Source organism: Chryseobacterium sp. 22532 (assembly GCF_052044665.1).
In the GTDB taxonomy this organism is placed as follows: domain Bacteria; phylum Bacteroidota; class Bacteroidia; order Flavobacteriales; family Weeksellaceae; genus Chryseobacterium; species Chryseobacterium lathyri.
Window position 1 is genome coordinate 200113 of record NZ_JBQENJ010000002.1, and the last position, 13885, is coordinate 213997.

Consider the following 13885-nt stretch of genomic DNA (forward strand, 5'->3'; position numbering starts at 1 on the left):
TACGATAACTATGAAAAAAACAGATGTTGCTGTTATTGGTCTATCCTGTGTCTTTCCCGGGGCACAGGATGCCCATACTTTCTGGCAGAATATTATCAATAAAGTAGATTCCACCCAATTGGCTCCTGCTGATCGGATTGATCCTGTACACTTTAGTGATGCTACCAGTCCTGTCGACAGATTTTACTGTCAGCGCGGTGGATTTATTTCAGATTATGAATTTGATCCGACGGCTTTTGGGATTCTTCCGTTAGCCGTAGAAGGCACCGAGCCGGATCATTTATTAACCCTCGATCTGGTGCAGAAAGCACTGGAAGATGCCGGCGTATTTCAAAAAGGAATATCTCTTGAGAAAACCGGAATCATTATCGGTAAAGGAAACTATACCGGTCCCGGCGCAACGCGTGCCATTGAAATCGTGCGTACGGGAGAACAGATTTCTTCGCTGTTGCAGGAATTATTGCCTCAGGTATCTTCAGCAGATATCGAAAAGGTGAAACATGCTTTCCAGGAAAGAAAAGGCCGTTTTACCGCAGATACAGCCATGGGACTGATTCCCAATCTGGTTGCTTCTTTAGTCGCGAATCGTTTCAATCTGGGAGGCGCTGCTTTTACAGTAGATGCTGCCTGTGCCAGTGCCCTGATTGCAGTAGATCATGCCGTTCAGGAACTCAACCGTGGCCGTTGTGATATGGTCATAGCAGGAGGTGTACATACCGGACAGAATGCTGCTTTCTGGAGTATTTTTGCCCAGTTGGGAGCTTTGTCTCATCAACAGCAGATCAAGCCGTTCAGTATGGATGCAGACGGATTATTAATTGGTGAAGGCTGTGGTTTCGTCGTATTAAAACGATTGGAAGATGCAGTCCGCGATCAGGATAAAATCTACGCTGTGATCAAAGGCGTTGGAGTAAGCAGCGATGGGAATGGAACCAGCGTGATGAGCCCGTCCGTTAAAGGTCAGCTTAAAGCTTTACAACAGGCCTGGATCAATGCAGATATAGACGAAAAACAGATCGGTTATCTTGAAGCCCATGGGACAGGAACACCGCTTGGAGACAAAACAGAACTTCAGACCTTAGCCCAATTCTTTACTAAAGAAGATACAACGCAGGCTGCAGGAATCGGTTCTGTTAAATCCAATATCGGACATGCTATGCCGGCCGCCGGGATCGCAGGTTTAATCAAGACCTGTCTGGCGCTTCATCATGATACGTTGCCGCCTACATTATATTGCGAAAATCCAATCGCAGATATGGAGCAGACCCGTTTTGCTCCGGTACAGGAACCGAAAAGCTGGTCAAAAACTGGTTTGCCGAAAGTAGCGGCAGTCAATGCCTTCGGATTTGGAGGGATCAATGCGCACGTCGTTTTGGAAGGCTATGATATGCCGAAAAAAGACCGCGTTTTAGTATTGGCAAGACCTACACACGAAGAATTGCTTACTGCTTTAAAGAACAACGACAACAGAGTAGGAGAAGGGGATTACCGGATTGCTTTATTCGACCCGACCCCTGAAAGAATAGAAAAAGCTATTAAAATTGTAGCTAAAAATAATCCATGGCGCAATAAACAGGATATCTGGTACACCAACACCCCTTTACTGAAAGATGGAGGTAAAATCGCTTTCGTATTTCCGGGTCTGGATGGCCTTGCAAAAGGAGAAGTGGACAGTGTGAGCCGTTATTTTGGATTAACCGAACCTATCGAAACAGAAGGGGAAGGTTTATTAAGCGATGCTTTGGGGATTTTCAACAAATGTAGCATCCTTGATAACGCCCTGAAAAAACTGGGAATTGTTCCGGATATGAACGCGGGACACAGCCTGGGAGAATGGCTGGCAGGATATTCCTCAGAACTGGCAGAAGTGAATTCCGTTAAAGCTTTGATTGATGTTCTGAATCCGGAAACCTTTGAATTAAAAGATTCCAGATTCATTGCGATCGGGGCGGGGATTGATGCGGTGAAGCCTTTTATCGATGCTATTCCCAATCTTTATATTTCCAATGACAACTGTCCCAATCAGGTGATTCTTTGTGGCAGTAATGCTGCTCTGGATAAGCTGGTTCCATTGTTAAAATCAAAACAGATCTTTCATCAGATTCTGCCTTTTCAGTCCGGTTTTCACTCACCGTTTATCGCTGATAAACTGGATGTGATCTTAGCGGGAATAGAAAAAGCGCAGTTTCAACAGACAAAAATCCCGTTGTGGTCGGCAACAACTTTAGAGCCGTATCCTGCCGATCAGGATGCGATCAGAAAGCTAAGTGCCGAGCATTTGGTGCAGCCGGTCCGTTTCCGTGAACTGACGGATAAACTGTATGAAGAAGGTGCAAAATTTTTTATTCAGATTGGTACCGGAGGATTGATCGGGTTTATTGATGATACTTTGAAAGGAAAACCATTCAGTACGATAGCGTCGAGTGTGGCTACAAGATCTGCCCTGGCCCAGCTGCAGCGTGTGGTAGCCGCATTATTTGTGGAAGGCAAAACCGTAGCATTGGACTTTCTAGAAATACAAAGCCAATCAAAAAAGTCATCAGGAAAGGGAATTAAGTTACAGCTAGGTTCACCGATCATCCGTGATTTTAAAGAAATTCAAAATCTGGCTCAGTCTTTTGAGATGCCAAAACAAAATACGGTTTCAGCCACAGTGGCTAAGACAGGTCATCCTCTTGTTCAGGCGTTCCAGGAAAATATCACCGATATGATCCGGATGCAGGAAGAAGTATTGACACTGTTTCAAAACCGCCCGGAAATTACAATCCCAAGACCTGTGGTTTCTAAAGTACCTGCCAGCAAAAATTTCTCGAAACTTCTGTATGTCACTTTAGATACGCATCCTTACCTCATCGATCACAGTTTATTGAGACAGCCGAAAGGATGGACCAATGTCTCTGATATGGAACCGGTGATCCCGATGACCATGATTTTTGAGCAGTTAGCAGAAATAGCACAGGCTGAAATACCGGGAACCCGCGTTCATAAAATCATGAATGTAAGTGTGTTTCAATGGATGAATGTCGCCAAACCTTTTGAAAAAACAGTCAAAGGAGAATGGCGCTCCAATAACCATGCTTACCTTGATATTGAGAACTTCGCCAATGCAGAAGTTTTACTGGCTTCATCTGCACCTGCTGTTCCGGCCTTTAACCTGGCAATCGGAGATCTTCTGCCTATTGAAAGAACATCTGAAGAAATCTATGACAAACATATGTTCCATGGAGAACTGTACCAGGGAATTACAGAGGTTTCAGCAGTAGGAACGAAAGGAATTGTAGGAAAAATCAAAGGAAACGGAGGAAACGGATCTTTATTGGATAATGCCGGACAGCTATTCGGATTGTGGCTGCAGCTTACCCTGACCAAGGACCGTATTGCTTTCCCTGTGAAAATCAGAGATATTGAATTCTTTGGAGATATGAAAGATCAGGAAGGTATTTTTGAATGTACCTGCATCCTTACTGAGCTCAATGAAGAATTTGCCATTGCCGATATTATCTTGAAAAGAGATGGAAAGGTATGGTGCGCGATTACAGGCTGGCAAAACCGCCGTCTGGAAATCGATGAACCGCTGTGGAATGTTTCCATGTCGCCTTTACATAACCGTCTTTCGGAGGAAATAGCTCCTGAAGTATTTTTCTTTCATCAGGCGTATACCAGAGTGGCTTCATGGGATTTTATTCTTAAAAGATATTTCAACCAGACGGAAAAGCAGCATCATCAGCAGTTGTTTCCCAACAAACGGAAAGAATGGATGGTAAGCCGTGTAGCCGTGAAAGATGCCGTACGAAATCTTCTCCGTGAAAAGAAAAATCACCCTTGTTTCCCCATCACTTTTGAAATAAGAAAGGATGAAGTTGGAAAACCTTATCTGATAGGCGATGTCACAGAAGATATCCATATTTCTTTAGCCCATAAAGAAAAGGATGCGGTAGGTATTGCACGTCAGGGCGGTCCGGTAGGAATCGACATGGAAATCATGGAAGAACGAAGCTCCGGATTTTATGACCTGGTATTTACCGATCACGAATTAACCTTATTAAAAGACAGAGATCAGGCGGAATGGACCACCAAATTCTGGGTAGCGAAAGAAGCGTATGGAAAGTTTCTGGGAACCGGACTGAAAGGAAATCCAAAAGCCTTTGAAATCACTCATATCGAGGGAGATCATTTATGGATCAACCAAACTGAAATAAAAACTATTAAACATAAAAAATATATTATCGGATGGACACTATAAACAACACATTAAAATTGAATCACGAAGAATTGTTCACACTTTTAAAAGGTTTTATTACGGAAGTAATAGGTGCCGAATTTGTAGAGGAAATGGATATCACTCCGGACAGCTCATTCACGAAAGACCTGGAAATGGACAGCATAGAAATCGTTTCTTTTTCCGAGAAGATCAAAGCGCATTTCGGGGATCAGATTGACTTCACGGGATGGCTGTCTTCTATGGATTTAGACGAACTGATCAACCTTGACCTCCGTATGATCATCAATTATATCTACGAATGCCAATAATCAATGTAAACCATAAACAGGTTCATATTCAGGAACTCAACAAAGGGGCTGAACAGACAGTGGTGCTTATCCACGGGATGTTCAGCAACCTCTCCATTTATTATTTCAATATTGCCCCGATTCTGGCCAAGCATTTCCATGTGGTGATGTACGATCTGAAAAGCCATGGCATGAGTGAGCGTTTTACAGACGGCTACGATCTGGAAAGTATGTCATCCGATGTATTGGCTCTGATGGGTGTTTTAAACCTTAAAAAAGTACATCTGGCCGGATACAGTTTCGGAGGACTGATCGCTTTGAAAACAGCATTGAGAGCGCCGGAACGTGTCAGTCAGCTGGTCGTTATAGAAGCACCGGACCCTCAGGATGAAAAGGCCCGTAACATCATCGATGAGTATAGCAAAGAATTCCTCGAACATTATGTGGCCAATTTTACGGATACCACCAAAGTTCAGATGGGTAAAAGGCAGATGGAGAAAAACCACCGGATGTATGAATTCCTGTTTGAAAAGACCAGCATCAAAGCAGATATGATCAGGGAAAAAAATTTTCTGAAGGAAGCGGATTTCTCAGAACTGAATATCCCCACACTTTTGCTTTACGGATCTGAATCGAACTGTAAACCTACAGGGGAATGGCTGAAAACGCAGATCACTTCATCTGAACTGGAACTGATTCCCGGTGATCACAATGTCCCGATACAGGAACCTGTTCAGATTGCAGAATCGATGGTTCATTTTTTATCTCAATCATTATCTAACGCATTAACACAAAATCATGGCTAAATTTGTATTTGTTGTTCCACCATTGACAGGTCATGTCAATCCAACCTTAAGCATCGGCGCAGAATTACTGCAAAGAGGACATGAAGTGGCCTGGATCAGTCTTGACAAAAATTTAAGTACAAAGCTTCCTGCCGGGGGAGAACTTTTACTCATTCAATATGATCAGACCGACGAGGAGAAAAGAGAAAGCGAGAACTATCTCGATATTATTTCTAAAAAAGTAGTCTACGGTATCGACAGTATTAAGTTTCTTTACGACGACGTATTGATTCCTTTAAACAGACATTGCTACAATGGGATCGTTACCTTACTAAAACAATATCAACCCGATATGGTGATTGGGGATCATCAGTTATTTGCGGCCGCTATTGCTGCTAAAAAACTGAATCTTCCTTACAGCACATCCGTTACCGCTCCGGCGGCCATTAAAATGATGGACGAGCTGCCTAAAGTACACGAATGGGAAGTCAATAAAATCATTGAACTGCAGAAAGAACTGGGTGTAACGGAAAACCGTTCATTAGCCTCTTCTGATCTGTTGACGCTTGTTTTAACTTCAAAATATTTATTTGGGGAAATGGATCTTCCGGAGAATTATCAGTTTACGGGACCTGTTCTTATGGAACGCCGCATCTCCTGTGAATTTGATTGGGACAGATTGAAAAGCAGTACGAATAAAAAGATCCTGGTAAGCATCGGAACGACTTTCGATCATGATCATAAAAAAGCGTTCTTCCAAAAAGTGGTAGATGCCTTTACAAATGAAGATCTTACCGTTATATTGGTTTCTGATCCGCAGCTTTTTGACAGCTGGCCGGAGAACTTTATGGTCTACAATCAGGTTCCTCAATTGGATCTGCTGCCTCATTTGGATGGAGTTGTTTGCCACGGCGGTCACAATACCGTTTCTGAAGCCCTTTCCAATGGTCTTCCGTTGGTTGTGATCCCGATTGCGTATGATCAGTCTCATGTGGCAGGTCGTGTAGTGCGTACAGGAGCAGGAGAGCGTCTTAATTTTAACAGATTTAAATCCCATCACTTAAACGAAGCCGTGAAAAATATCTTGCATCATTCAGAATATAAAGAAGCTGCTGAAACGGTTCGTGAATCTTTCACCGAAGCCGGAGGTACAGCCACTGCAGCCAGTTTGCTTGAAAAAGCATTAATCCCTGCTGATGAAACCATAAAGCCGGGGTCTAAATTTTTATTTGTGATCCCACCGTTTTTTGGACATATCAGCCCGACCTTAAGTGTAGGAGCTAGTTTGATCGCTCGTGGACATGAAGTAAAATGGTTTGGAATTACTCCTTTAGATAACAAACACATTCCTGAAGGAGGAAGTTATTTTTATCCTGAAGAAGATTTGAGTCCGTTTCAGGAAGATATTCAGCGTATTTTAAAGAGGCAGGATGACGGTCCGGCATGTTCAGGACCTGAGGTGATGAAGCTTGCACTGGAAGAAACCTATGTTCCGTTTGCCAAAATGATGATGCCCGGATTGGAGCGTCTGATGGAAAGCTGGAAACCGGATGTTCTGGTGAATGACTGCATCACTTTCGGAGGAGCTCTTTTTGCTTATAAACATCATATTCCGTGTGTAACAACTACGCCTGTTCCTCCTGATGTAATGGGAGATACGGCGAATAATGCCCCAAAAATATTCGAATGGCAGCAAAACCTGATCAAAGATCTTCAAAAAGAAGTGGGAATTGATGATGAAGGGATTTTTATCCATTCCAATAAGTTAAATCTGGTATTCACCTCACAGACGTTTGCAGATTTTGAAACCGTTCCTTCTCATATGAGATTTGTAGGTCCCGTAAAAGGACGTCCGAATCCGGCTCCTTTTGACTGGGAAAAACTGGAAGCATCTACGACACCGAAAATATTTGTATCACTCGGGACTTTGTTGGTAGACATCCGGAAAGCCTTTTTTGAAAAGGTGATTGCTGCTTTTGCAGATCAGCTTGTAACGGTTATTGCAGCTACTCCGCCGGACATATTTGATGAATGGCCTTCTAATTTCATCGTGAATGGTTTTGTGCCACAATCTGCATTGATGCCTCATATGGATGTGGTAATCTGTCACGGAGGTTTTAATACCGTAAATGATACCTTCACCAACGGATTACCTATGTTGATTACGCCTATTGCTTACGACCATTTTCATATTGCAAAATTAATCGAAAAGGCCGGTTGTGGAATCAGCATCCGATACAAGCGATTGCGTGTTGAAGCTCTTCGTGAAACCGTTTTTGAACTACTGGAAAATCCTGCCTACAGAAACGCAGCGAAGGAGGTTCAGACGAACTTACTGAATGCCGGCGGCAATGACCGTGCGGTAGAGCTTCTGGAAGATTTTGTACAGCAACATCGTTCAACATTAGTTACAGTATAGTTTATGAAAAGAAAATTGTTATTTGGTGAGCGCATGCTGCTGGGTGATGGAACAGAACCTTTCAATGCGGTGATTCCGTTCCGGTTGCGCGGAACCTTTCAAGAGGAAAATATTCAACATGCGCTGAACCAGATTCAGCGCAAGCATCCGTGGTTGAGAGCACTTATCAGCCATGATGAAAACAATATCCCATGGTTTGAAGTTCCGGAAAGACTTCTGCCCATCCCGATACGGATGGTGGTCCGAAAAGGAGAGGATGACTGGAAAGAAGAATCCGCAAGAGAGTGGAAAACCTTATTTAATTATGGAGAATTACCGCTGATTCGATTTGTATGGATCAAGGGGGAAGAGGTTTCAGATATGCTTTTTTCTTTTCATCATTGTTTATGCGATGGCGGTTCTGCGATGGCTTTCCTGTATGAATTTTTGCAGCTGCTGGATCGTCCTTCTGCAGAAATTGGGGTGGAAAATCCCATACTCGGAATTCATGATGTGGTTCCTGCTGAGGTTTTAACGAATCGCAAACAAAAACTGAAAGCGAAAGTGATCGGAAGACTGGCGGCAACAGCCATCAAATGTATTCCTGTCAACCAAAAAGCCGTTGACCGGCAAAATGACTATCTTATTCACTGGAAATTCGACAAAGAGATGAGTCAGGAACTGATTGCCTACTGTAAATCGCAGGAAGTTACAGTGAACACTTTTTTATGTGCAGTTCTACTCCAGGCATTCAGTAAAGTAAGGGGTACTGCGGCTTTCAATAAGGTTTCGTGTCCGGTGGATATCCGGCGGTTTGCCAGCCAGATCAAAGAAGACCATATTTTTGCTTTCGGACTGATGATTGTGGTTTCAGCGAATCAAAAAATAAGTTTCTCAGAAAATTTAAGACTGATGCAGGAATCTGTAGAACGGAAAACCTCCAAGCTTAATCCTTACATTACGATGATGGTGATGGAGTCTGCCCATGATGCTTTGAAAAATTTCACGAAGCTGTTGAAGAATGGCAAGTCTTCCAACGACTGCATGTTTTCCAATCTGGGACGCATTCAGATTCCCCATCAATACAAAGAATTTACACTGGATACCATTTTCAGTCCTTCTGTGATCGGCCCTTTGGGCAATACCACGACGATGGTCACATCAACATTCAGAGGGGAAATGGATTTTTCTTTTGTAGGAAGCGAAGGATATTTACCGTATGCTGAAGCCTTAGCCATTCGTGATGAGGTAATTCAGACGGTGAAATTACAATTAGACCATATAGCAGTATTATGATCAGGCGAAATTTAATGATGGTGGAACGGATTATGTACGTTGATCCGGAAACCCCTGTCAATTGTGTATTTACGGCAAAAATCAAGGGGGATATCCCTGAGGAGAACTTTAAGGCTGCTTTAGAAAAAATCCAGCAGAAACATCCTTTGCTGAGAACCAGAATTGATAACAGCAGTGAAAAGTATCCGTTTTTTATAGAAGTAAAAGGAATTGAGTCTATTCCGTTTCGTATTGTTGAACGGAAAACTGATGAAGACTGGCTGCAGGAATCCGAAACTGAGTGGTTCCGGTTGTTTAAAGATGAAAAAAAGCCACTGGCCCAATTGGTTTGGATTAAAGGAAATGATGTGTCCGAAATTCTTTGGGTACTGCCTCACTGTATCTGCGACGGAACTTCCCTTGTCACCATGATGACGGAGCTTCTTACTTTGCTGGATGATCCTGCTGTGGAGCTGCAGCCTTATGAGGTATTCAGTTCTGTAGATGATTTTCTGCCTTTGGATTTCAATATGAAAAAAAAGAAGCGCAAAGCCCGTTTTTACCTGGTGATGGCCCGACTCTTTTTTCTTATGCAGCGAAAAAGTAAGATAAGAAACCTCGGAAAAAATTACGTGGTCCATTGGAAGTTGAATTCAGATACAACTGCGCAAATCACTGAAAAGTCCAAAGCTCATGGTGTTTCTGTACATGCTTTGCTCTGTTCCTCATTTATGCAGGCTTTTCAGGAGATTCAGGGAAAGCAGGCAAAAGGTAAGGTGATCAGTCCTGTAGATGTCCGCCATTTTATTCCGGAGATCAGGCAGGATCATGTATTTGCTTTTGCGCCGACCGTTGAACTGTCATTAAAAAAAGGAAGTACAGATCTACTGGATAATGCCAGACAGATCAAAAAAGATCTTGTCGGAAAAATAGAAAAAATGGAGGCGAGAGAGCTTCTGTGGATGGGTGAGCAGATGCATCCCGTTGCTGAACGTATGATTTCCATGATGAAATCCAGTAAAGGCGGGCATGATGTAACGCTTTCCAATATGGGAAGGATCAATATCCCAAGCGATTATAAAAATTTTAAAGTGGAAACCGTCATCAGTCCGACTGTTGCCTTTCCATGGCTGAATTCGAATACCTTGGTCGCCACAACGTATAACCAGCAAATGGATTTTACGTTTATGTCCAACGAGCATTTCCTTTCCAAAGAAGAAGCCGTTACAATTAAAAACAAAGCTATTGAACTCCTGACCTCGTCGCTATGAAATTTAAACTGAAGCCGCCACCCCCTAAAAAACTCAAGAAAACCACGCTGAAACGCTTTCTCATCAGGCGGACGATTTATTATGTCCTTCCGAATGTGTTCTTCAATTTCATTATCGCTTACGCCAGCTTTCAGGAATTGGGATACACACACTTCTTTTCCGGAACCCAAAATCTGGCCCGGCTGACCCTGCCCATGGCCATATTCTTACCGGTGGTGCTTACCATCGATGTCATCAACAGGGTTATTATTGCTGCCGAGCAGGGTGCCATTGAGTTTACCGTAGATGAGCAACTCAATAAAAAGAAACTGATGACCAAACTGAGCATTCTGCACGGACTTATTACCGGATTACTGGTGTTGTCTGTATTACTTTTTGCACAGTATGGTTTTTCAAAATATTATAAATTGGATGCTACGGCGATGGCAGTGCTTGTAGGCGTGCTGGCAGGAATTCTTTCTGTTATTTTTGTGTATCTGCCGGTGAGAAGGTTGAGGAGATGGATGTATAAGCCTGAGATGGCTAACTACTAACTTTAATTCTAACATCAAAAAACTATAACCATGGAAATTAACAAGATTAAAGATCACATTGCAAAAAAATTTAGCAATGATTACAGAATCTGGAGTGATGTATTAAGCAATACACAGCCGGAAAATTATGTCTGCAAAAATTGGCAGGTAGAAATCAGTCAAGAGGATATTTTTGTTGACACTCCTTCAAAAACATTTTCAGTTAATGAAGGCTTTTTTGCGTGTAACCTAACATTGCAATCAGATAATCAGGGTGATGATATAACTTACAGTAAATCTTTTTCAGCAAAAGGAACATTTCAGCTGGACAGCATCAACCGTATAGAAATAGAAGATATAGACATTGCTATTGAAATAGATATTTTTTAGAAGCTTCTTTCATGCGGATTCAGTTGAAAATTACTTTGCCTGTCGGGTTTATTTTCTAATTGTAAGGGTGATGATTTGTAATGTTTTAATTGGGTATTTCGTTGCAGGATATTGTCTGCATGATGGCAAATAGAAACCGATTATCACAATATTTTTTATCAGATTACATTATTCTTATGGTCCTGTGCTCATAAACGGGAGAAAAAAAGACCCCAAAAAACAATAATATTGGTATTTCGTGCTGCATTTAAATATTTTTGTTGTTCACAAAGGCCCTTAAATATTGCTTATCAGTATTATATGGTTAGTAATGTCAAACTTATGTGAAATAAAATTGAATTGTGTTGTATTTTTTTTTATTTTCATTGCTATAAACTAATGCCGTAAAAATATTAATCATCAAATTAAAATTTATGAAAATTTTTCTTGCAATAAATTTAGGGAACTGATCTCTTCCTGCTTCTAATACTTACACGAACCCATACAGAAATATAACAGGTAAGCTCAATATAAATTAGTTTATTTGGTATCAGCCTCTTAATTTGTCTTAAGTACAACTATTTGTGGATAGGTTGGGATTTATGTTTACACTAATTTATTTGCCCCGTTATCAATGATCAATTTTAAACTACTTATACCTATAAATAGTATCCTTATGTGAAAAAACAGTAAAATAATAAAACCATGAACACACTTGAACTCTTAAACAAACAATTTAATTATCCCTTCCCGACATTAAAGAACCCTCATGCAGACCAGCTGCAGGAAATTACCGAAAACCAATGGATAGATGGCGAATATCTGTGGCTTTATGAACAGAACCCTGACCTCCGCAAAAAATACAAAAAAACTAAAACTGCACACATTGCTGCCCAATGGTTTCCCACAGCATCGCTTGAACGTTTCAAACCTATCTGCAGACTGATGTTGTGGACACTTTATAATGACGATCTGTACGAGGAAAGCACATCTGGAGATATTAAAAAAATCCATATCCAGTCCGTTGCAGTTCTCAATGGTGAGTTAAGCGCTGAAGAAGCAACAATACCATTAGGATCTATGCTGGCTTCATTAAGGCAGGAACTGTTGCAGTTTATCCCTCAGGAATCAATCGTGCGGTTTACAAAGATGATCAGCAGGTACTTTACCGGACTGGAAACTGAACTTCAATACAAGGAGAAAAAAATGTTTCCGACCATAGAAGAATGCATTGCTTTAAGGGAAGATTCTATCTGCCTGTATCCTTTTTTACAGCTCACAGAGGTAGAAACAGGAATCATTCTTCCACCGGAGATCCATGAGCATCCGGTCATCCGCCGCCTGCAGACTCTGGCCTGTCATCTGGTGACTTATTTCAACGAAGTACAGTCCGTAGTGAAAGATGAAGCAACCGACAGTGTTTATTACAATATTGTTAAAGTGATCCAGCACGAACGCCAGATCTCACTGGAAGATGCCTGCCTTGAAGATCTGCGCCTGCACAATGAAGACCTGAAAGAATTTGTAACCCTTCAGTCTTCTTTGCCTGACTTCGGTATCTGGCAGGATGCAGTTGTCAATTGGGTACATTATATGAGCATGGTCCTAAGCGGTTGGAAAAATATTTCTACAAAACTTGGCCGTTACAATGCACTGGAATTTCCGGATGTAAAGGAACTGAAAGAAAGGCTAAATCAAATATAATATTAATAAGCATCTTAAATAATCCAATATGAACAGTTACCAAAACCCATTGTCGCTGGGGTATTACCCATTCCCTGAGACTTCTATTCCTGCTCATGTCGAACGGCTGAAAGAAGATGCAGAGGGTTGGCTCGACAATGATTACACATTTTTAACAGCGTCCGAACGAAGATTATACAAAATTGCCAATTTAGCCTATACAACAATAAGGATGCTGCCCAATGAAAATACAAGCTATGAACGTATGAAACCTGCCGTTAGGTGGATGGTAGCAGTCACTGTGAGTGACGATTATTATGAGCTAAGTACAAGGGAAGAGATACAGCATGCAGCAGAACGGGTAAGATCAATATTATTGGGAGCGGATCCACTTCCTGATGAAATGGCTTTCTTTCACCAATACGCTATTATGCGTGATGAATACCGAGCTTTTATGCCCAATGAATGGATGGAGCGCATGGCCAAGGACATGTATGAATATCTTCTTTTTGGAATAAGAGAAATGACAGCATATACGGCAACTGGCACACGTCCCAATTTGGCTGTTTATTCTATTATTCGGGAATTTGATGTAGCAGTGATCCCTTTTATGAATTTTGTGGAATGTGAAATAGGATTTACACTTCCGAAGCATGTTGTCGATCATCCTGTAATACAGAGGATACGGTCACTTATGGGGAAAATTATAGGTTTTCAGAATGACTTTTATTCTTTAGAAAAAGAATCAGTAAGGGGTACAAGCAAAGTTCCCTGTGATTTAATAAGGGTAATGGAAGATGAGTATGGACTAACTTTTGGCGAAGCCTGTAAAGAAGCCCTACGTTTTCATGATGCGTGTGTGACAGAGTTTGTTGCCTTGCAATCAGCTCTTCCAGATTTTGGGAGTATAAATAAAGATATTGAAAACTATGCCCTACACATGGGAATTGGAATACAAGGCTTAAATACCTGGTATCATTTGGACACATTACGTTATAAACCGGATGGCTACAGGGATATTGAAAAAAGAGACAGTATTCTCCCTGAAAATAAAAATTTTCTATAATGACAAACAACAATAAA

At 41.6% G+C, this 13885-nt stretch carries 10 protein-coding genes; all 10 read left to right on the top strand.

What is annotated here, in order from left to right; genetic code table 11:
- The first annotated feature begins 10 nt into the window (after positions 1-10).
- The 10 genes from ACTJIV_RS05115 (at position 11) to ACTJIV_RS05160 (ending at position 13868) form a co-directional block, all read left to right on the top strand.
- Positions 11-4243: a beta-ketoacyl synthase N-terminal-like domain-containing protein gene (locus tag ACTJIV_RS05115; protein ID WP_440626037.1), complete on the top strand. Its 4233-nt coding sequence runs from the start codon at positions 11-13 to the stop codon at positions 4241-4243.
- Positions 4231-4530, top strand: coding sequence for an acyl carrier protein (locus ACTJIV_RS05120; RefSeq protein ID WP_034728171.1), 300 nt, complete (start codon positions 4231-4233; stop codon positions 4528-4530). The genes ACTJIV_RS05115 and ACTJIV_RS05120 overlap by 13 nt, the downstream gene beginning before the upstream one ends.
- On the top strand, positions 4521-5315 hold the full coding sequence (locus ACTJIV_RS05125; RefSeq protein ID WP_440626039.1) for an alpha/beta fold hydrolase: 795 nt from the start codon (positions 4521-4523) through the stop codon (positions 5313-5315). Before ACTJIV_RS05120 ends, ACTJIV_RS05125 begins: the two co-directional genes overlap by 10 nt.
- Positions 5308-7713 carry a glycosyltransferase gene (locus ACTJIV_RS05130; protein WP_440626041.1) on the top strand — a complete coding sequence of 802 codons (2406 nt, stop codon included), beginning with the start codon at positions 5308-5310 and terminating at the stop codon, positions 7711-7713. Before ACTJIV_RS05125 ends, ACTJIV_RS05130 begins: the two co-directional genes overlap by 8 nt.
- Positions 7714-7716: 3 nt before the next feature.
- The gene (locus ACTJIV_RS05135) at positions 7717-8988 is read left to right on the top strand and encodes a condensation domain-containing protein (RefSeq protein ID WP_440626043.1); all 1272 of its coding nucleotides are present in this window, start codon (positions 7717-7719) and stop codon (positions 8986-8988) included.
- Positions 8985-10238, top strand: coding sequence for a condensation domain-containing protein (locus ACTJIV_RS05140; RefSeq protein ID WP_440626045.1), 1254 nt, complete (start codon positions 8985-8987; stop codon positions 10236-10238). The genes ACTJIV_RS05135 and ACTJIV_RS05140 overlap by 4 nt, the downstream gene beginning before the upstream one ends.
- Positions 10235-10771, top strand: coding sequence for a hypothetical protein (locus tag ACTJIV_RS05145; RefSeq protein ID WP_440626047.1), 537 nt, complete (start codon positions 10235-10237; stop codon positions 10769-10771). The genes ACTJIV_RS05140 and ACTJIV_RS05145 overlap by 4 nt, the downstream gene beginning before the upstream one ends.
- A gap of 30 nt (positions 10772-10801) precedes the next feature.
- On the top strand, positions 10802-11140 hold the full coding sequence (locus ACTJIV_RS05150) for a hypothetical protein (protein WP_440626049.1): 339 nt from the start codon (positions 10802-10804) through the stop codon (positions 11138-11140).
- A 684-nt stretch (positions 11141-11824) separates the two neighbouring features.
- Complete coding sequence (locus tag ACTJIV_RS05155) at positions 11825-12823, top strand: terpene synthase family protein (RefSeq protein ID WP_111954435.1); 999 nt, start codon at positions 11825-11827, stop codon at positions 12821-12823.
- A gap of 28 nt (positions 12824-12851) precedes the next feature.
- Entirely contained in the window at positions 12852-13868 is a 1017-nt protein-coding gene (locus ACTJIV_RS05160; RefSeq protein ID WP_440626051.1) for a terpene synthase family protein, read from the top strand.
- The last annotated feature ends 17 nt before the right edge of the window (positions 13869-13885 follow it).

Bases quoted from the DNA above. Each gene is read 5' to 3' on its own strand.
- ACTJIV_RS05115 (WP_440626037.1), top strand. From the start codon at position 11: ATGAAAAAAACAGATGTTGCTGTTATTGGTCTATCCTGTGTCTTTCCC.
- ACTJIV_RS05120 (WP_034728171.1), top strand. From the start codon at position 4,231: ATGGACACTATAAACAACACATTAAAATTGAATCACGAAGAATTGTTC.
- ACTJIV_RS05125 (WP_440626039.1), top strand. From the start codon at position 4,521: ATGCCAATAATCAATGTAAACCATAAACAGGTTCATATTCAGGAACTC.
- ACTJIV_RS05130 (WP_440626041.1), top strand. From the start codon at position 5,308: ATGGCTAAATTTGTATTTGTTGTTCCACCATTGACAGGTCATGTCAAT.
- ACTJIV_RS05135 (WP_440626043.1), top strand. From the start codon at position 7,717: ATGAAAAGAAAATTGTTATTTGGTGAGCGCATGCTGCTGGGTGATGGA.
- ACTJIV_RS05140 (WP_440626045.1), top strand. From the start codon at position 8,985: ATGATCAGGCGAAATTTAATGATGGTGGAACGGATTATGTACGTTGAT.
- ACTJIV_RS05145 (WP_440626047.1), top strand. From the start codon at position 10,235: ATGAAATTTAAACTGAAGCCGCCACCCCCTAAAAAACTCAAGAAAACC.
- ACTJIV_RS05150 (WP_440626049.1), top strand. From the start codon at position 10,802: ATGGAAATTAACAAGATTAAAGATCACATTGCAAAAAAATTTAGCAAT.
- ACTJIV_RS05155 (WP_111954435.1), top strand. From the start codon at position 11,825: ATGAACACACTTGAACTCTTAAACAAACAATTTAATTATCCCTTCCCG.
- ACTJIV_RS05160 (WP_440626051.1), top strand. From the start codon at position 12,852: ATGAACAGTTACCAAAACCCATTGTCGCTGGGGTATTACCCATTCCCT.